Below are 16,666 nucleotides of genomic sequence, written 5' to 3' on the forward strand. Positions count from 1 at the left end.
CAGGAGTGTGTCCTTTTCGCTATCCGGAGCGTTTTTTCATGATTACTGTCTGTGGTGTCGGTGTGCGGGCCGGTGCGCGGCTGCTGCTGTCCGATGTCTCCTTCTCGGTGTCTCCTGGTGACCGGATCGGCTTGGTGGGCCGTAACGGTGCGGGCAAGACGACGTTGTTGTCGGTTCTGGCGGGGCTGTCGGAGCCGGCCGAGGGGGCGGTCACCCGTACGGGGCCGGTGGGGTTCCTCTCGCAGGACTCGCGGGCCGCTGATCAGTCGGTCTCGGTCACCGATCGGATTCTGTCGGCTCGTGGCCTGGATGTGGTTTCGCGTCGTCTCGGGGAGGCTGAGCGGGCGATGGCCGGGGCGCAGGGGCCGGCGTTGGAGCGGGCGATGGCTCGTTACGCGCGGGCGGAGGCGGAGTTCCAGGCGGGCGGCGGGTACGCGGCGGAGGCGGAGGCGGCTCGGGTGGCGGCCGGTCTGGGGTTGCCTGAGCGGGTGCTGTCGGAGTCGTTGGGGGCGTTGTCGGGTGGGCAGCGGCGCCGGGTCGAGCTGGCGCGGATCCTGTTCGGGGGGTATGGCGGGGGCACGTTGCTGCTGGATGAGCCGACGAATCATCTGGACGTCGACGCGCTGGCGTGGCTGCGGGCCTTCCTGGTGGGGTATCGGGGTGGGCTGTTGGTGATCAGTCATGACACGGCGTTGCTGGCCGGGGTGGTCAACCGGGTCTTCCATGTGGATGCCGGGCGGGGGGCGGTCGAGGTGCACAACACGGGGTGGGCGGCGTATCTGGCGCAGCGTGAGGCGGATGAGCGGCGGCGTGTGCGGGAGAGGGTGAACGCTGAGCGTAAGGCGGCGTCGTTGCACGCGCAGGCGGATCGGATGAAGGCGCGGTCGGCGACCTCGGTGGTGGCCAGGAGTATGGCGCGGCGGGCGGATCGGATGCTGGCCGGTCTTGAGCCGGTGCGGCGTGCGGAGAGGGTGGCGAGGATTCGGCTGCCGGAGCCTGAGCCGTGTGGGCGGGTGCCGTTGGGTGCGGTGGGCCTGTCGAAGTCCTATGGCGGTCGCCGGGTGCTGGACGGGGTTGATCTGGCGGTGGATCGGGGTGCCCGGCTGGTGGTGCTGGGTCTCAACGGTGCGGGCAAGACGACGTTGTTGCGTGTGCTGGCGGGCCGGGAGGAGCCGGATGGTGGCCGGGTGGTGCGTGGCCAGGGGTTGCGGCTGGGGTATTTCGCGCAGGAGCACGACACCGTCCGTGGGGATCGTACGGTGCGGCAGAACCTGGTGGAGGTGGCGCCGCATCTGACGGACGGTGAGGTGCGGGGGGTGTTGGGGGCGTTTCTGTTCCGGGGGGACGACGTCGACAAGCCGGCCGGGGTGTTGTCGGGTGGGGAGCGGACGCGTCTGGTGTTGGCGGGGTTGGTGCATTCGGGGGCGAATGTGTTGCTGCTGGATGAGCCGACGAACAATCTTGATCCGGCGTCGCGGGGTGAGGTGCTGGCGGCGGTGGGTTCCTATCCGGGGGCGATCGTGATGGTCACCCATGATGAGGGGGCCGTCGAGGCGTTGCGGCCGGATCGTGTCCTGTTGTTGCCGGAGGCGGATGAGGATCTGTGGGGTGAGGAGTATCGAGGGCTGGTCGCTCTGTCGTGAGGGGGTTACACGGTGGCGGTGTGGCGGGTGAGCATGCGTCGTTCGAACCACAGGGAGGTGAAGGGTGGGATGGCGCAGGCCAGGCCGAGGGCCGTGGTGGGGATGCTCCAGCGGGCGGTGCGGGCCGCGGCGATGACTCCGGCGACGTAGAGGACGAACAGTGCGCCGTGGATGGGGCCGAACACTCTGACGCCGAGGTCGCCGGTGGCGGCGATGTATTTGAAGTACATCCCGATGAGGAGTCCGGCCCATGAGCACGCTTCGGCGATGGCGACGTATCGGAACAGGCGGAGCGGGGTGGGCACGGTGGGGGACCTCTCCCTCGGGGACCGGGAACGGGGGGTGGGGTTGGTCCTCACCTTAGGGGTGGTGGGTGGTGGTCCTGTTTCCGGGCTGTCCGCGGTGTCTTTCGGCTGGTGGGGCGTTTGTGGGTGGTGGGGGCGGCATGCTGGAGGGGTGGATGTGGATGAGGGGCTGCTGCCGATCGGGCAGTTCGCGAGGTTGTGCCGGTTGAGTGTCAAGCAGTTGCGGCATTACGCGGATCTGGGGTTGCTGGTTCCGGCGTGGATCGATCCTGACAGTGGTTACCGGTATTACCGGGCGGCGCAGGCCAGGCAGGCGTTGTCGATCGGGTTGTTGCGGTCGTTGGATGTGCCGTTGAGCGCTGTCGGTGAGGTGTTGTCGGGGGTGTCGGTGGCTGAGGTGCTGGGGCGGGTGCGTGATGAGTTGGAGGCGGAGCTGGCGCGGCGGAGCCGTACGTTGGCGACGTTGGAGCGGTTGTTGGTGTCGGGGGTGCCGCCGGTTGAGGTGACGGTGGAGCGGCGGGGGCCCAGTCAGGTGGTGTTGGTGCGTGATGAGGCGGTTTCGCCGCAGGACATCGCTCGGGCGACGGGGGCGTGTGTGGCGTTGTTGGTGCGTGCTGTTCGGGAGGGTGGGTTGGAGGATGGGCTGCGGTTGACGGGTTTGTTTCCGGTGGAGATGGGGGAGCCGATTCCGGTGGTGGTTGCGGCGGAGTTCGGGGGGCCTGCTCCGCGGGGGACGCGGCCGTACATTCTGCCGGGTGGGGTGTTCGCGGGGGCGGTGCATGTGGGGCCGTATGACCAGATTGATTTGACCGCGCATGCTGTGCTGGCGTGGTGTGCTGAGCGGGGTCATACGCCGGATGGGCCGATTCGGGAGGTTTATCTGTCGGATCCGGCGCGGACTTCGCCGGATCGGTTGCGTACCCGGGTGATGGTCAGGTTGGGGGAGCGGGGTCTTCCGGAGGATCTCATGGCAGGGTGAGGATGCGGGGGCCGTCGTCGGTGATGGCGACGGTGTGTTCGACGTGGACGGCTTGGCTGCCGTCCACGCTGGTCAGGGCCCAGCCGTCGGGGGCGGTGAGGTAGGTGTCGTGGCCTCCGGCCATGAACATGGGTTCGATGGCGAGGACGAGGCCGGGGCGGAGGGTCATTCCGCGGCCTGGGCGGCCGTGGTTGGCGACGTGTGGGTCTTCGTGCATGGCGCGGCCGACGCCGTGGCCTCCGAAGTCGGTGGGGATGCCGTATCCGGCTTGGCGGCCGACGGTGGCGACGGCGTGGCCGATGTCGCCCATTCGGCCGCCGGGTGTGCAGGCGGTGATGGCGTCGGCGAGGGCGGTTTCGGCGTCGTTGATGAGTTTCAGGTCTTGGGGGTCGGCCGGGCCGACGGTGAGGCTGATCGCGGCGTCGGCGGCCCAGCCGTCGAGGTAGGCGCCGCAGTCGATGCTGAGCAGGTCGCCGGGGCGTAGCCGGTAGTGGTCGGGGATGCCGTGTACGAGGACGTCGTTGACGGAGGTGCAGATGACGGCGGGGAAGGGGGTGGGGGCGAAGTGCGGTTTGTAGTGGAGGAAGGCGGGTTTGGCGCCGGCTGCCGAGATGACGGTGGCGGCGGTCTCGTTGAGTTCGAGGAGGGTGGTTCCGGGGGTTGCCTGGTCGCGTGCCGCTTGTAGTGCGTTGGCGACGACGCGTCCGGCTTCGCGCATCGCTTCCAGTTCTGCCGTTGTTTTGATCTCGACCACGTGTCACCTTCCGGTCCAATACTTATACCGGTATTGTTATCACGTTTGCTAAGCTTCCGCACATGGTGCGACCCCCACTGACCGAACTCGACCACGAACGCGGCCACCGCCTGGGCGCCCTGCTGCGCCAGGCCCGCGGCACCCGCAGCATGACGGAGGTGGCCGCCGCCGCCGGACTGTCCGCGGAAACCCTCCGCAAGATCGAAACCGGCAGGGTCCCCACCCCCGCCTTCTTCACCATCGCCGCCCTCGCCCAGACCCTGAACATCTCCATGGACGTCCTCGCCGAGGTCTGCACCGCCGAACGCGCCGCCTAAACCCCGCCCGCCCCCGAAACCCCCCGCTCCCGCAACAACGGATGAGCCCGCATCGCCACCTCCAGCTCACCCGGCAACTCATCCCGGTAACGCCCCAGCGTCGCCAGATCACCGTGCCCCAGCACCCGCCGCACCGCGTCCATGTCCACCGCGTCGGCCAGCAGATGCGTCGCCGTCGTATGCCGCAACCCATGCGGCGTCACCGAACGCCGCCGATCCGGATCGACCCGCCGCTGCACCCGGTCGATCACCGCCTGGACATCCCCCCGCGCCAGCCGCCTGCCCCGCCACGACAACAGCAACGCCTTGTCCTGAACCCCCCGCAGAACCTCACCCCGCCACGACAGATACGCCTCAAGCACCCGCGCCACATCACCCGGCAACGGCACATCACGCGTCTTACCGCCCTTACCGAAGATCCGCCAGTAACGCACCCCGTCGTTGGTGTAGAAATCCTCCACATCCGCCCGCACCAACTCCGAAACCCGCGGCCCCATCGTCGACAGCAACAACACGATCAACGCATCCCGCAACTCCGTCCGCTGATCACGCCGCCGCGCCCGCCCCGCCTCCTCAACCGGCCCGTCACCCAACTCCCGCGCCGCCCCGACCAACCCCTGAGCCTGCTCCCGCGTCAACGCCCGCCGCTGCGGCCGCAACCCGCCACGCTCCTTGGCCGAAACCGTCACCAACGTCATCGGATTGACCTGCACCCACCCCGCCAGCGACGCGTGCTTGAACAACGCGGAAACCGACCGCCGAAACCTCGCCTGCGACGAAGCCGACTGCACCCCGCCCCCCTGACCGGGATCGGCCCGCCGCCCATCGGGCTTACGCGCGAACGCCAGCAGAACCGCATCGACGTCCTCACCGGTCAGATCATCGAGAACCGTCTCCTCACCCGCCAACCCCACGAACGTCGCCACATCACGCGCGTAAACCTCCGCCGTCGCCGGAGACAACGCCCCCGTCAACGTCTTGGCCCGCACCAACTCCACATACCGATCGGCCGACTCCCGCACCGTGAGGCGATTCAGACCCGCTGGCCGCATGACTCCCCGGACACCCTTCCTCGACGATCAGCCCGGCCGCACCCGCCCCAGACCACCCCGCCTGGCACACAGACCGCCACCGGACACCACCGCGGGCACCCCACACCCACACGGGGGAGAGGGGGGAAACCAGCCGACGACGCGCAGCGAACCGCCGACCACGCCCACCCGCCCAACGTAGACGATCACACCCGCCCACGGGCGGACAAGTCACATGTAAGGGCGAGCGGCCGCGACCAACCCGGGAACCGCACCGGCCGTACTGACCGCGACCGCCGACGGGGGAGTGCGCTCCCGCACATCCTCAGCCCGGATCGCCATCACCGCCGGAGGACTCCCCAGATCACCGTAACGAGCCGCGACCGCCACCGTCACCGCCCTGCCCACGTCGGCCACCACATCCTTGACCCGCCCGCACCCGCCGCTCACCGACAGATGACCCAGCAACGCCGCGAACCGCAACTCCTCGACCACCGGCCCAACCCCGGCCTCACGCTCCGCCGACACCCTCGGCGGATCAAGCCAGAACACCGCGCCGTGCAGAAAACCCGCATACGACACCGCACCCCGGCCCGGCTCCCGCACCGCGTCGGCGAGCAGCCGCCCGAACTCCGCCAGATCGGCGTCCGGCGGCAAATCCGTGGTCACCAGCAACGGCACAATCAGCGAATCAAGCATCGGCGAACACCCCTCCTGAGAGTCGGCTCATCGTAGAACCCGGCACCGACAATTCCAGGAGCCCACCGCGGCCAAGAGGTAAAACCCAACCGCCGGACGACGTTTCAGGAAAAACCCCCGGGGCGGAAACCGCGGGCCGGCCACGAGCCCCTGAGGAGGGCGCCCCGCCGGGCGACGACCCCCGGCATGCCGGAGACCCCACCCCACAAAATCGGCGCGGACCGGCAAAAAACCCGGCAGCCGACAAACTCCTCAAGCCTTTCCCCGGCAAGGGCGAAAACACCACCCGCCCTCCACACACAAAACCACAAAAACGACTCCAAGGCCTTCGACCAACGCATCACCAACGAATTCCGCACTAACGGCGGACGCGTCGGCGGGCCTTTCGAGGGAGCGCACCCCCCTGTCGCCCACCGCGGCCCCGGAAATCCCGAACTCACCCGCCCCGGCCGCCTGCCCGGCACAGGGCGGAAACCGCTCGCCGTCACCTCGACCGGGAGGCGTCCCCTCGCCGACCCAGCGCCACCGCGCCGTCACACCGGGTGGGGGCCGGGGAAGGGCAGGCGGACCGGTCGCGTTCCGGCGGATCCGCCAGGCCGGGCCCTTGCAGGGGAGCGCCGGGCCCTCGTCGTCCCGTGTTCTCCGCGGGTGGGGAGTCGTGAGGACGGTGCTCCCGTCCTGGGCCGGTATTTCCTATACCAAACAGAATTGGGTTTCTGTTTGGTATCACGATTTTTCCGGACAAAGTGGGTGAGGTGGTGGGGCCAGGGGACGCCGGGGCGGTACGCCGGGTTCGGCGGTCCGCCGCCGTCCGGGACCGTCCGGGGCCGGACGGATGTCCTCGGCGTCCGCATCCGGCCGCTCGCCGGAAGCTCGCCGCGTCTGGAGGCCGCGGACGTGCCGGGCGCTCCGGCTCCCCGTTTTTCATGATCGATTTTCCGGCGGCGGTGTTCTCGTGCGCGGCCGGTGTGCGCTGCCCGGCGCTCGGCCGTTCCGGTGTGGGGGTGTTCGCCGTGCGGGACTCCTGGGCCGGTGTTCGTCTCGTGGGTGTCTCCGCGGGTTTTCCGGGGCTCTCCGATGGTTTTGATGCATAATTTTACTTATGCATCACTTGTGACCGCCCTCCTCCACCGCCGCCTGCCCCTGTTCTGCGGGGGTCGCGGGCCGCGGGAACAGGCGGTCGAGCCCGCCGTGCAGGATCGCGGTGGCCTCCTGCGGGGTGTGTTGCCCGGCGAGGACGGCGATGCCCAGTCCGGCGGCGGTCGCCAGCAGGGTGACGGCCTCGGTGCGCGGGTCGAGGCCGGGTGCGAGGTCTCCGTCGTCGCGGGCCTGGGTCAGCCGGCGGGTGACGAAGGTCTCCATGGCGTCGGGCGCGTTCAGGAAGGGGTGGGCGGCGAGTGTCTCGTCGGTGACGGCCAGGACGGCGTAGGAGGTGTAGGCCAGGTGGAAGGCGCGGCTGCGTTCGTCGGTGGGGACGGCTTCGGCGAGGACGGCCTCCACGACGTCGCGTGGCCGGTGGGCGTCGGTGAGTCTGGTGCGCAGGCGTTGGGCCATCTCTTCGGCGAGCCGGTTCAGGGTGGTGTGCATGAGGTGTTGTTTGGTCTCGAAGTAGTGCTGGACCAGGCGGAGGGAGACGCCGGCCTCCGCGGCGACGGCGCGCATGGTGACGGCGTGCAGTCCTGATCGGGTCATGACGCGCAGGACGGCTTCGGTGATGTCGTGGCGGCGGGTTTCGCGGTTGTCGGTCCGGTTCACGGGTGCTTCCTGGTGGACGTGGCCTCGCGGTGTTGATACAACCGTACCGTATACGTGTGTATCAATTTTCTGGGAGGGCGTGTGGACGGCGGTACCCGTGCCGGGATCGGGCGGTTTCGCGACGAGCGGGCCGAGCGGAGGTTCCGGGCCGCGTACGAGGTGGCGATGGGGTTGTGGCCGCCGCACGAGGTGTTCGACGTGGAGACCTCCTTCGGGACGACGCGGGTCTACCGGTGCGGGCCGCGGGGCGGGGAGCCGGTGGTGCTGCTGCACGGGCACGGCGCGAACGCCTCCATGTGGTATCGGCAGGCCGCCGGGGTGGGGTGTCGTCGTCCGGTGTACGCGGTGGAGACGATCGACGATCCGGGGGGTGGGGTGCAGCGGCGGGCGGTGACGGGGTCCGGGGACTCGGCGGCCTGGCTTGAGGAGGTTCTGGCCGGGCTGGGGCTGGAGCGGGTGCATCTGGCGGGGTTGTCCTACGGTGGCTGGCTGGCGCTCAACCAGGCCGTGTACGGGGATCGGCGGCTGGCGTCGGTGACGTTGCTCGATCCGGGTGGGCTGGAGCGGGTGCCGCTTCGGTTCATGGTGACGTTGCTGGTGGCGTTGTTCGCGATGGCCGCTCCCCCGTCGTGGCGGCGGGCGCTGTACCGGGTGGTGGCGGAGTGGGCGCTGGTGGGGCGGCCGGAGATCATGGCGCCGGTCGTGGCCGGGGCGCGGGGGTTTCGGCCGGATCGCAGTCCGGCGCGGCGGTTCGGTGACGAGGAGCTGGCGCGGCGGTTGCTTCCCGTGGTGCACGCGGAGGTGGTGCCGGGTGTGGGGCACGCGGTCGCGCTCGAGGCGCCGGAGCTGGTCAACGATCGTCTTGTGGCGTTCGCGGATCGGTGTCGCGGCGGGTGGGGGCCGCTCCCCCGGGCCGATGCATAATCGCCTGTGTGATGGACGGTTGTGGTCTGCGGGAGGTCGCCGGGGAGTTCCTGCTGTCGTTGCGGGCCAAGAAGCTCTCCCCCAGTACGGTCGCCGGTTACGACAGTGATCTGCGGATCGTGGCGGAGCTGGCCGCGCGGCGTGCGGGGGTTCCGGTTGAGGATCTGCGGGTGGAGGCGTTGACGGCGCGGCTGGTCAGGGGGGCGTTCGCTGATTTCGCCGGGTCGCGTTCCGCGGCCAGTGTGAACCGGGCGTGGAGTGCGTGGAATCGGTTTCTGACGTTCTGTGTGGCGGAGGGGGTGCTGGAGGGTAATCCGATGGCGGCGGTGCCGCGGCCGAAGCAGCCGGCGAAGGCGCCCAAGCCGTTGCTGGGTGATGGGTCGGCGTCGGTGACGTTGCTTGAGCGGGTGGCGGCGGGGGCGCGTAAGGCGCGTGATCCGTGGGTGGAGCGTGATCTGGTGGTGCTGGCGCTGGCGTTGGTCACGGGGATGCGTTCGGCTGAGTTGCTGGGGCTGACGATGGGGTCGTTCGGCGGTCCCGCGGGTGAGCGGCGGGTTCAGGTGGTGGGTAAGGGCGGCAGGACGCGGTCGTTGCCGATCGAGGAGCCGGTCGAGGTGCTGGCCGACCGGTATGTGCGCAGCCGGTTGGAGCGGTTCGGGCTTGGGGGGTTGCCGCCTTCGGCGGTGTTTCTGGTCGACACGCGTAATGAGCCGTTGCGGCGGGGTGGTCTGCAGTATTTGGTGCGGCAGTGTTATCGGTACGCGGGGGTGCACGATCGGGTGCAGCGGGGGACGTTGGTGCACGCGTTGCGGCATGAGTTCGCGACGCGGCTGGCGGAGCGGGGGGCCTCGGCGCATGAGTTGATGGAGTTGCTGGGGCATTCGTCGATCGTGACGGGTCAGGCGTATGTGGCTTCGACGGCCCGTGAGGTGCGCCGGGCGGCGGGGGTGAATCCGGCTTATGGGGTGATCGGCCGGTTGGCGGGGTCGTCAGGGGGTGTGGATCTTCCTGACGAGGCGTGAGGCGGCGCGATGGCTGAGGCCGGTTTCTCCTCGGACGAGGATGACGGCCTGGTCGAACTGGCCGGTGGCTTTGAGGTGCAGGACCTGTTCGATGAGGGCGGGGCCGAGTCCGCCGCCGATGAGGTGGTTGCGGGGGCGCTGGGTGAGTCGTACGGCGAGCACGATGAGGCCGATGATCACCAGGGCGGCGAGGGCCGCGAGGAGGATGACGGCGGCCGTGTTGACCATGGGGTGATCCTTGCGGGTGTGGGGGCCGGGTGGTGAACGCCGTACCCGGTGTGTCGTCTCGTATGCCGTCCGGGACGGGTGTTCTGTGTTCGTGCCCGTCCCGGTGGGGGCGGTGGTCGGCGGGTGGGCGGGGCCGGTCCGCGGGGTGGGTCTCCCCCGGTGTCGTGTGCCGTGGTGCCGGCGGGCGGGGGTGTCCGGCGGGCGGAAAGTGTCGCCGGTCTCTGTTACGTTCCGGGCGTGTCTGGAGAGCCTCTGATCCGCGCGCGCGGGCTTGTCAAACGGTTCGGTGACTTCGTCGCGGTCGACGGGATCGATCTGGAGGTGGAGCGGGGTGAGGCGTTCGGGTTCCTGGGCCCGAACGGGGCGGGTAAGTCTTCGACGATGCGGATGATCGGCTGTGTGTCGATGCCGTCCTCGGGTGAGTTGCGGATTCTGGGGATGGATCCGGTGCGGGACGGGGCGCGGATCAGGGGGCGGCTGGGGGTGTGTCCGCAGCTGGACAATCTTGATCCGGATCTGAGTGTGCGGGAGAACCTGACGACGTACGCGCGGTATTTCGGGATGTCGCGGGCGAGGGCGCGGGAGCGGGCGGAGGAGTTGCTGGATTTCGTGCGGTTGCGGGATCGGGCCTCCAGCAGGGTCGAGCCGTTGTCGGGGGGGATGAAGCGGCGGCTGACGATCGCGCGGGCGATGGTGAACGATCCTGATCTGGTGTTGCTGGACGAGCCGACGACGGGGCTTGATCCGCAGGCGCGGCATCTGTTGTGGGAGCGGTTGTTCCGGTTGCGGCAGCGGGGTACGACGCTGGTGCTGACGACGCATTACATGGATGAGGCCGAGCAGTTGTGTGATCGGCTGGTGGTGATGGACGGGGGGCGGATCGTCGCGGAGGGGTCGCCGCGTTCGCTGATCGGGACGTACTGCGCGCCGGAGGTGGTGGAGTTGCGTTTTCCCGAGGGGGTGGAGGTGGCGGGTGGGCTCGCGGGGATCGGGCGGGTCGATCCGTTGCCGGATCGGGTGCTGTTGTACACGGGTGATGGGGACGCGGCGGTGGCGGAGGTGCGGCGGCGGGGGTTGGTGCCGTCGAGTGTGCTGGTGCGGCGTTCCTCGCTTGAGGATGTGTTTCTGCAGTTGACGGGCCGGACGTTGGTGGATTGAGGTGGTTCGTCCGGCGGTGGCGGTGCTTGAGCGGCATCTGTGTCTGTATCGGAGGGTGTGGCGGGCGTCGGTGTTCTCGTCGTTCGTGGTGCCGGTGCTGTTCCTGGTGAGTTTCGGGGTGGGGGTCGGCCGGTATGTGGGCGAGGTCGGCGGGGTGGGGTATCTGGCGTGGATCGTGCCGGGGGTGATGGCTTCGACGGCGTTCCAGATGGCGGTGGGTGATTCGACGTATCCGGTGCTGGGTGACTTCAAGTGGGTGCGGGGGTTTCACGCGATGCGGGCCACCCCGGTCGGGGTGCGGGACATGGTGGCGGGTGGCCTGCTGTATGTGTTGCTGCGGGTGGAGAGCGCGGTCGTGGTGTTCCTGGCGGTGGCGGGGATGTTCGGGGCGTTGCGTTCGCCGTGGGCGGTGGTGACGCCGGTGGTGGCGGCGTTGCTGGCGGTGGCGGTCGCGGCGCCGGTGACGGGGTTCTCGGCGAGCATCGATCACGACAGTTATTTCGCGTTGTTGTTCAGGTTCGTGATGATTCCTTCGGCGTTGTTCGGCGGGGTGTTCTTCCCGGTGGAGCAGCTGCCGCCGGTGGTGCGTCCGCTGGCGTACGCGTCGCCGTTGTGGCATGGGGTGGAGTTGTGCAGGGCGGCGACGCTGGGGGTGGCTCCGCCGTGGCCGGTGGGGTGGCATGTGGGGGTTCTGCTGGTCTTCGCGGGGGCCGGTGTGGTGTGGGCGGTTTCGGCGTTCGGCAGACGGTTGAGGGACTGAGGCGGTCATGGTTTCTGCGGTGCTGGCCGTCCGGGTCTCTCCGGCCCGGGTGGGGGCGGTGGCCGGGCGCAACGTGGGGGCGTTGCGGTCGGGTCCGGCGTATTGGCTGGTGCTGGCGTCGGGGTTCTTCGAGCCGGTGCTGTATCTGCTGTCGATCGGTGTGGGGGTCGGGGCGCTGGTCGGTGAGCTGCGGCTGGGCGACGGGCGGACGGTGGGTTACGCGGTGTTCGTGGCGCCGGCGATGCTGGCGGTCTCGGCGATGTCGGGGGCGTTGTCGGAGACGACGTTCAACTTCTTCTTCAAGATGAGGTACGCCAAGACGTTCGAGGCGATTCTGGCGACGCCGGTGCGGCCGTTGGAGGTGGCGCTGGGTGAGCTGGCGTGGGCGCTGGCGCGCAGCGCGCTCTACACGGGGGCGTTCCTGGTGGTGATGACGGCGATGGGGCTGACGCGGGCCGGGTGGGCGCTGGCGGCTTTTCCCGCGGCGTTGCTGGTGGGGCTGGCGTTCGGTGCGGTGGGGATGGCCGTCAGCACGGTGATGCGGGGCTGGCAGGACTTCGATCTGGTGAGTACGGGCCAGTTCGCGTTGTTCCTGTTCTCCGGGACGTTCTCGCCGGTCGGGGACTATCCCCCGGTGTTGCGGGCGGTGGTCGAGGCGGCGCCGTTGTTCCACGCGGTGGAGTTGGTGCGGGGGCTGGCGTCGGGGTCGCCCGGCTGGGGGCTGGCGGGGCACGCGGCGTATCTGCTGGTGATGACGGCGGCGGGGTTGTGGGTGGCGGCGCGGCGGCTGGAGCGGGTGCTGTGCCGGTGACCGCAGGCCGGTGGCCGGGTGGCGGTCAGGCGGGGGTGTAGGGGGTGGCGGAGACGACGGCGGTGAGGGGCAGCGGGCCGTAGATGTGGGGGAAGGTCTCGGCCGAGTCGGCGGGGGTCTCCAGGCGGACGTCGAGGCCGGTCGGGTCGATGGTCAGGACGAGCAGGGGCTGGGTGACGTCGCGGTAGAAGCGGCCGGCGACGCCGTCGAGCTGGGTGTGGTCGGCGCAGGCGTGGATGAAGCCTTCCTGTTCGAGGGTGCGGCCCAGGGTGGAGACGCGGTACTCCCCCTGGGGCTGGGCGGCGTCCCAGTCGGCGGCCAGGGCCAGGTGCAGGATGGTCATCGGGCGGGCCTTTCCTGTGAGGGGGGCGGGGTCAGTGGGCGCTGCCGGCGAGGTTGATCAGGACCACTCCCCCGATGATGAGGGCGATGCCGCCGGCTTTGACGGGGGTGAGGCTCTCGCCGAGGAAGAGCGTGCCGATGACGGCGATGGCGGCGGTGCCCGCGCCGGACCAGACGGCGTAGGCGGTGCCGATCTCCAGCTGGCGTTTGAGGGCCTGGCCGAGCAGGACGAACGCGGTGGCGTATCCGGTGACGACGAGCAGTGCCCATCCTTTGTGGGTGAAGCCGTCGCTGAACTTCAGGGCGGTGGTCGCCGTGATCTCGGCGATGATGGCTCCCGCCAGGAGCAGCCACGCCATGGGTCACTCTCCCGAATTCTGCTTACATCCCCTCCGAAACCGGCATGACCGTACCATTTCTGGCGGGGTTGGGGGCCGGAATCCCGGTGCGGCGGTTTCACTTGCGAGGGGTGTCGAATGCGTGTTCCACTGAGCGGCATGCGTTGGGAGGCTCCCGCCCTGTTGCCCGAGCCCGCCGGGGGTGGGCCGCGGATCGCGCGTTCGGCGGTGACCCGGGTGCACGGCGCGGTGACCTGTTACGAGGTGCAGGCCCGTACGGCGCTCGAGAGGAGCGGGCAGGGGTGGACGGTGAGTCCCTACCAGGGGTGTGCCGGGGGGTGTCGTTACTGTTCGGCGCGGCACGGTCATCGCCGGCTCGGGCTGGACGGCGGTGCCGGGTTCGACTCGCGGATCGTGGTGCGCACCAACATCGTGCGGCGGTTGCGGGCGGAGCTGGTCTCCCGGTGGGACGGTGAGCATGTCGCCGTCGGGATGGCGGGTGACTGTTATCAGGAGGTCGAGGAGGTCTACCGGCTGATGCCGGGGGTGGTGGCGGCGTTGCGTGAGGCGGGGGCGCCGTTCACGGTGCACACCAAGGGGACGTTGATCCTGCGGGACGCCGATCTGCTGGCGGGGGCGCCGGGGGCGGGGGTGGTGGTCTCGATCGCGTTCGTCGACGACCGGGTGCGGCGTGGGGTGGAGCCGGGGGTGCCGGACGCGCAGCGGCGGCTGGAGCTGGTGGAGGAGCTGAACGGGCGGGGGGTGCCCAGCGGGGTGGAGATGGCGCCGATCCTGCCGTTGCTGACCGACTCCCCCGACCAGATCTCCGCGACGGTGCGGCGGGTGGCGGCGGCGGGGGCGGTCAGCCTGACGCCGCGGGTGCTGCGGCTGCCGCCGGGGGCGCGGGAGTGGTACATGGCGTGGGTGGGTGAGCACCATCCGGGGCTGGTGGCCCGGTACGGGGAGTTGTACGCCGCGGGGGCGGAGGCCGATCCGGTGTACGTGCGGGCGGTGGTGGGGCAGGTGCTGCAGGTGGCCGCCCGTTACGGTCTGAGCCCGACGAGGCCGGAGCAGCCGTTGCCGCTGGCGCTTCCCGCGCCGACGCAGATCAGCCTGTTGTGAGGGGGCCGCGCCGTGGCGGCGCGGCCTCATCGTGCGGGCGGGTGGTCAGGCCTTGAGGGCGCTGCCCTTGCGCCACTCCTTGAACGGCATCTGCCAAAAGCCCCAGCCGTTGTTCCACTCCAGTTGCCGGGTGGTGCCGGTGATGGTGATCACGTCGCCGCGCTGGACCTGGTCGTAGAACCATTTGGCCTGGTCGGGGCGGGCGTTGACGCAGCCGTGGCTGACGTTCTGGCGGCCCTGGGCCCAGACGTTGTTGAGGGCGTGGACGTATTCGCCGCTGTTGGAGAAGCGCACCGCGTGGTTGATCATCAGGTCGTAGTAGCCGGGGTCGCCCTTCTTGCGGCCGGGGGAGATCATCCGTTCGGGGTTGGCCTTGCCCATGGTCAGGTGGACGCCGCTGGTGGTGGTGTACTCGCGGGTGTCGCCCTTGCCGGCGCTGATCAGCATGGTCTGCACGACCTTGCCGTCGCGTCTGACGATCATCTTGTGCTTGCGGGTGTCGACGACGGCGATCTGGGCGGCGCCGATGCGGATGACCTTGGTGAGGTCCTTGACGCCGTACATGTCCTTGCCGCCGCGGACGCCCTTGATGCGGGCGGTGAAGGTGATCTTCTGGTGGGCGGGCCAGTACTTGGCGGTGCGGTAGATCACGGTGGTGTCGTTGATCCACCGCCAGGCGCCGGGGACGGGTTTCTCCGCCTTGACCTCCAGGGCCTTCTCCACGGCGGCCTTGTTGGCGACCTGCTGGTTGAAGGTGACGATGATCGGCGCCCCCACGCCGACCTTCTCGCCCTTGATGGCCGGGGTGACGTCGGAGACGGCCAGTTCGACCTTCGGTTTGAGTGTGGTGAAGGTGCTGGTGGCGGTGGTGCCGTCCACGGTGCGGACGGAGACGTCGTAGGTGCTGGAGGGTTCCATGGGCACGGTGGAGGTCCACTTGGTGCGCTGGGCGTCGAAGTCGCCTTCGAGTTTGTGGCTGCCGCTTCGCACGGTGACCTCCTCCAGGGCGCCGCCGGCGGCGGTGACGACGACCTTGCGGTCGGGCCGTACGGCGGCGCCGCCCTGGGCGGGGCTGATCCTGATGGTGGGGGCGGCGGGTGTGGGGGCGGCCGTTTCGCCGCCGGGGGTGCCGGCGGCGCCGGGTGTCGCCGCGGGGGTGCCGCCGGAGCAGGAGGTGGCCAGCATGGCGGCGGCCAGGCCCAGTGCGGCCAGCGGTTTCCTCAGGTCACGGCGTTCCATGTTCAGCACAGCTCTCTCCCCCAACCGCAAAGTGCGTCTAAAAACTCTAATAGGTGACGCTGGAGCACTATGCACGGTTCGTGAGAGTTGAATCACATTTAGGTTACTTTCGGTGACGGGTGGGCGGCCGTTCCGGCCGATCCGTGCCTCACCCGGGCGGGTGAGGCACGATGTTCACCGAATGTTCGTGAGAAGGTTCACAGAACCGTTCAGGCGTCCGCCCTCGGGGCGGCGGGGGTCCCGGCCGGGTGGAAGGCGCGGCGCAGGGCGTACATCAGGTCGTCCTGCATCCGGCGGGAGACCTGGGCGTCGGGGACCCAGGAGCAGCCGTGGAAGGTTCCCGGGTACATGTGCAGGCCGACCGGGACCCCGGCCTGCACGAGCTTGGCGGCGTAGGCCAGGCCCTCGTCGCGCAGCGGGTCGAACTCGCACACCACCACGTACGCCGGAGGCAGGCCCGACAGGTCCTCGGCCCGGGCCGGGGCGGCGTAGATCGGGACGTCGTCGCCGCCGGGCCGGTGGGCCCGGCCGAGGTAGTAGTCCCAGCTGATCTCGGCCTTGTCGCGGCTCCAGCCGGGGGTGTCGACGAAGGCGCGCATGGAGGGGGTGTCCAGGCGGTCGTCGAGTTCGGGGATGCCGAGGTACTGCAGGCACAGCGCGGGGCCGCCGCGGTCCCTGGCCAGCAGCGCGACCGCGGCCGACAGGCCGCCGCCCGCGCTCTCTCCGCCCACGGCGATCCGCGCCGGGTCGACGCCGAGCTCCGCGGCGTTCTCGGCGGTCCACACCAGTGCGGCGTAGCAGTCCTCGACGCCGGCGGGGTAGGGGTCCTGCGGGGCGAGCCGGTAGTCGACGGAGACCGACACGACGCCCATGGTCTCGGCCAGGGAGGCCAGCAGCGCGTCGCCCATCTCGATCTGGCCCACGATGAAGCCGCCGCCGTGGATGAAGACCATCGCCGGGGCGGGTTCGGCCGAGCGCTCGCGCGGGGCGTACAGGCGTACCCGTACCGGCCCGCCGGGGCCGGGGATGTGCCGGTCCTCGACCGTCACGGTGTCGGGGAAGCCGCCGGGCATCGAGCTGAAGAACTCCTTGAGGACCCGCCGGGAGGTCACCGTGTCACGAAGGTCGTGCTCGGGCAGCAGGTCGGCGGTGAACGGAGCGAGCTCGGGGTCGAATCCGTAGGGCATCAGGGGGCTCTCCTCAGATCGGGTCGGCCCCATGATGCCCGGCGCCGGCGCG

19 protein-coding genes are annotated in these 16,666 nt (G+C 69.8%); 9 read left to right on the top strand and 10 right to left on the bottom strand.

The window, feature by feature from the left end; translation table 11 throughout:
• Positions 1 to 38: 38 nt before the first annotated feature.
• Positions 39 to 1,643 (top strand): ABC-F family ATP-binding cassette domain-containing protein, encoded by a 1,605-nt coding sequence (locus ACFYY8_RS34565; protein WP_390048368.1) that lies wholly within the window; start codon positions 39 to 41, stop codon positions 1,641 to 1,643.
• Between the two features lie 5 nt (positions 1,644 to 1,648).
• Here ACFYY8_RS34565 and ACFYY8_RS34570 read toward each other — a convergent pair whose 3' ends face one another.
• Positions 1,649 to 1,948 (bottom strand): DUF3817 domain-containing protein, encoded by a 300-nt coding sequence (locus tag ACFYY8_RS34570; RefSeq protein WP_390048371.1) that lies wholly within the window; start codon positions 1,946 to 1,948, stop codon positions 1,649 to 1,651.
• Positions 1,949 to 2,099: 151 nt separating this feature from the next.
• On the opposite strand from ACFYY8_RS34570, the gene ACFYY8_RS34575 reads away from it, so the two are divergent.
• The gene (locus tag ACFYY8_RS34575; RefSeq protein WP_390048373.1) at positions 2,100 to 2,927 is read left to right on the top strand and encodes a MerR family transcriptional regulator; all 828 of its coding nucleotides are present in this window, start codon (positions 2,100 to 2,102) and stop codon (positions 2,925 to 2,927) included.
• Here ACFYY8_RS34575 and map read toward each other — a convergent pair.
• Positions 2,914 to 3,681, bottom strand: coding sequence for a type I methionyl aminopeptidase (gene map / locus ACFYY8_RS34580; protein ID WP_390048375.1), 768 nt, complete (start codon positions 3,679 to 3,681; stop codon positions 2,914 to 2,916). The two genes, ACFYY8_RS34575 and map, sit on opposite strands and share 14 nt — an antisense overlap.
• 62 nt (positions 3,682 to 3,743) lie before the next feature.
• Here map and ACFYY8_RS34585 point away from each other — a divergent pair, with 62 nt between their 5' ends.
• Positions 3,744 to 3,998, top strand: coding sequence for a helix-turn-helix transcriptional regulator (locus tag ACFYY8_RS34585; protein ID WP_352012507.1), 255 nt, complete (start codon positions 3,744 to 3,746; stop codon positions 3,996 to 3,998).
• Here ACFYY8_RS34585 and ACFYY8_RS34590 read toward each other — a convergent pair.
• From ACFYY8_RS34590 to ACFYY8_RS34600, 3 genes are all read right to left on the bottom strand, one after another.
• On the bottom strand, positions 3,995 to 4,996 hold the full coding sequence (locus ACFYY8_RS34590) for a tyrosine-type recombinase/integrase (RefSeq protein WP_390048378.1): 1,002 nt from the start codon (positions 4,994 to 4,996) through the stop codon (positions 3,995 to 3,997). The genes ACFYY8_RS34585 and ACFYY8_RS34590 overlap by 4 nt on opposite strands.
• A 264-nt stretch (positions 4,997 to 5,260) precedes the next feature.
• Positions 5,261 to 5,728: a hypothetical protein gene (locus ACFYY8_RS34595; protein WP_390048380.1), complete on the bottom strand. Its 468-nt coding sequence runs from the start codon at positions 5,726 to 5,728 to the stop codon at positions 5,261 to 5,263.
• Positions 5,729 to 6,835: 1,107 nt separating this feature from the next.
• Positions 6,836 to 7,483, bottom strand: a complete 648-nt coding sequence (locus ACFYY8_RS34600; protein WP_390048382.1) for a TetR/AcrR family transcriptional regulator — start codon at positions 7,481 to 7,483, stop codon at positions 6,836 to 6,838.
• Between the two features lie 81 nt (positions 7,484 to 7,564).
• Between ACFYY8_RS34600 and ACFYY8_RS34605 the strand changes: the two genes are divergently transcribed.
• Both ACFYY8_RS34605 and ACFYY8_RS34610 read left to right on the top strand, forming a co-directional pair.
• Positions 7,565 to 8,407 (top strand): alpha/beta fold hydrolase, encoded by an 843-nt coding sequence (locus ACFYY8_RS34605; RefSeq protein WP_390048384.1) that lies wholly within the window; start codon positions 7,565 to 7,567, stop codon positions 8,405 to 8,407.
• An 11-nt stretch (positions 8,408 to 8,418) separates the two neighbouring features.
• Positions 8,419 to 9,429 (top strand): tyrosine-type recombinase/integrase, encoded by a 1,011-nt coding sequence (locus tag ACFYY8_RS34610; RefSeq protein ID WP_390048566.1) that lies wholly within the window; start codon positions 8,419 to 8,421, stop codon positions 9,427 to 9,429.
• Here ACFYY8_RS34610 and ACFYY8_RS34615 read toward each other — a convergent pair.
• Positions 9,397 to 9,657: a hypothetical protein gene (locus ACFYY8_RS34615; protein WP_390048386.1), complete on the bottom strand. Its 261-nt coding sequence runs from the start codon at positions 9,655 to 9,657 to the stop codon at positions 9,397 to 9,399. The two genes, ACFYY8_RS34610 and ACFYY8_RS34615, sit on opposite strands and share 33 nt — an antisense overlap.
• A gap of 237 nt (positions 9,658 to 9,894) precedes the next feature.
• Between ACFYY8_RS34615 and ACFYY8_RS34620 the strand changes: the two genes are divergently transcribed.
• From ACFYY8_RS34620 to ACFYY8_RS34630, 3 genes are read left to right on the top strand one after another with little or no spacing between them, the layout of a single operon-like run.
• Entirely contained in the window at positions 9,895 to 10,815 is a 921-nt protein-coding gene (locus ACFYY8_RS34620) for an ABC transporter ATP-binding protein (RefSeq protein ID WP_390048388.1), read from the top strand.
• Between the two features lie 16 nt (positions 10,816 to 10,831).
• The gene (locus ACFYY8_RS34625) at positions 10,832 to 11,575 is read left to right on the top strand and encodes an ABC transporter permease (protein ID WP_390048390.1); all 744 of its coding nucleotides are present in this window, start codon (positions 10,832 to 10,834) and stop codon (positions 11,573 to 11,575) included.
• 7 nt (positions 11,576 to 11,582) lie between these two features.
• Positions 11,583 to 12,386, top strand: coding sequence for an ABC transporter permease (locus tag ACFYY8_RS34630; protein ID WP_390048392.1), 804 nt, complete (start codon positions 11,583 to 11,585; stop codon positions 12,384 to 12,386).
• 25 nt (positions 12,387 to 12,411) lie between these two features.
• On the opposite strand, the gene ACFYY8_RS34635 is transcribed toward ACFYY8_RS34630, so the two are convergent.
• Positions 12,412 to 12,729: a DUF952 domain-containing protein gene (locus ACFYY8_RS34635; protein WP_390048394.1), complete on the bottom strand. Its 318-nt coding sequence runs from the start codon at positions 12,727 to 12,729 to the stop codon at positions 12,412 to 12,414.
• A gap of 31 nt (positions 12,730 to 12,760) precedes the next feature.
• Positions 12,761 to 13,087: a DMT family transporter gene (locus ACFYY8_RS34640; RefSeq protein WP_390048396.1), complete on the bottom strand. Its 327-nt coding sequence runs from the start codon at positions 13,085 to 13,087 to the stop codon at positions 12,761 to 12,763.
• 117 nt (positions 13,088 to 13,204) lie between these two features.
• Here ACFYY8_RS34640 and ACFYY8_RS34645 point away from each other — a divergent pair, with 117 nt between their 5' ends.
• Complete coding sequence (locus tag ACFYY8_RS34645) at positions 13,205 to 14,188, top strand: radical SAM protein (protein ID WP_390048398.1); 984 nt, start codon at positions 13,205 to 13,207, stop codon at positions 14,186 to 14,188.
• A gap of 45 nt (positions 14,189 to 14,233) precedes the next feature.
• Here the strand turns inward: ACFYY8_RS34645 and ACFYY8_RS34650 are convergent, their stop codons facing one another.
• Entirely contained in the window at positions 14,234 to 15,427 is a 1,194-nt protein-coding gene (locus ACFYY8_RS34650; protein WP_390048568.1) for an Ig-like domain-containing protein, read from the bottom strand.
• Between the two features lie 209 nt (positions 15,428 to 15,636).
• Complete coding sequence (locus tag ACFYY8_RS34655; RefSeq protein WP_390048400.1) at positions 15,637 to 16,614, bottom strand: alpha/beta hydrolase; 978 nt, start codon at positions 16,612 to 16,614, stop codon at positions 15,637 to 15,639.
• Positions 16,615 to 16,666: the final 52 nt, after the last annotated feature.

The organism is Streptosporangium sp. NPDC001559, assembly GCF_042893955.1.
Lineage (GTDB): Bacteria > Actinomycetota > Actinomycetes > Streptosporangiales > Streptosporangiaceae > Streptosporangium.

What these genes read in the sequence shown, in the direction of transcription:
- ACFYY8_RS34565 (WP_390048368.1), top strand. Translation starts at nt 39, where the DNA reads ATGATTACTGTCTGTGGTGTCGGTGTGCGGGCCGGTGCGCGGCTGCTG.
- ACFYY8_RS34630 (WP_390048392.1), top strand. Translation starts at nt 11,583, where the DNA reads ATGGTTTCTGCGGTGCTGGCCGTCCGGGTCTCTCCGGCCCGGGTGGGG.
- ACFYY8_RS34615 (WP_390048386.1), bottom strand. Translation starts at nt 9,657, where the DNA reads ATGGTCAACACGGCCGCCGTCATCCTCCTCGCGGCCCTCGCCGCCCTG.
- ACFYY8_RS34610 (WP_390048566.1), top strand. Translation starts at nt 8,419, where the DNA reads ATGGACGGTTGTGGTCTGCGGGAGGTCGCCGGGGAGTTCCTGCTGTCG.
- ACFYY8_RS34655 (WP_390048400.1), bottom strand. Translation starts at nt 16,614, where the DNA reads ATGCCCTACGGATTCGACCCCGAGCTCGCTCCGTTCACCGCCGACCTG.
- ACFYY8_RS34640 (WP_390048396.1), bottom strand. Translation starts at nt 13,087, where the DNA reads ATGGCGTGGCTGCTCCTGGCGGGAGCCATCATCGCCGAGATCACGGCG.
- ACFYY8_RS34645 (WP_390048398.1), top strand. Translation starts at nt 13,205, where the DNA reads ATGCGTGTTCCACTGAGCGGCATGCGTTGGGAGGCTCCCGCCCTGTTG.
- ACFYY8_RS34595 (WP_390048380.1), bottom strand. Translation starts at nt 5,728, where the DNA reads ATGCTTGATTCGCTGATTGTGCCGTTGCTGGTGACCACGGATTTGCCG.
- ACFYY8_RS34585 (WP_352012507.1), top strand. Translation starts at nt 3,744, where the DNA reads ATGGTGCGACCCCCACTGACCGAACTCGACCACGAACGCGGCCACCGC.
- ACFYY8_RS34650 (WP_390048568.1), bottom strand. Translation starts at nt 15,427, where the DNA reads ATGGAACGCCGTGACCTGAGGAAACCGCTGGCCGCACTGGGCCTGGCC.
- ACFYY8_RS34635 (WP_390048394.1), bottom strand. Translation starts at nt 12,729, where the DNA reads ATGACCATCCTGCACCTGGCCCTGGCCGCCGACTGGGACGCCGCCCAG.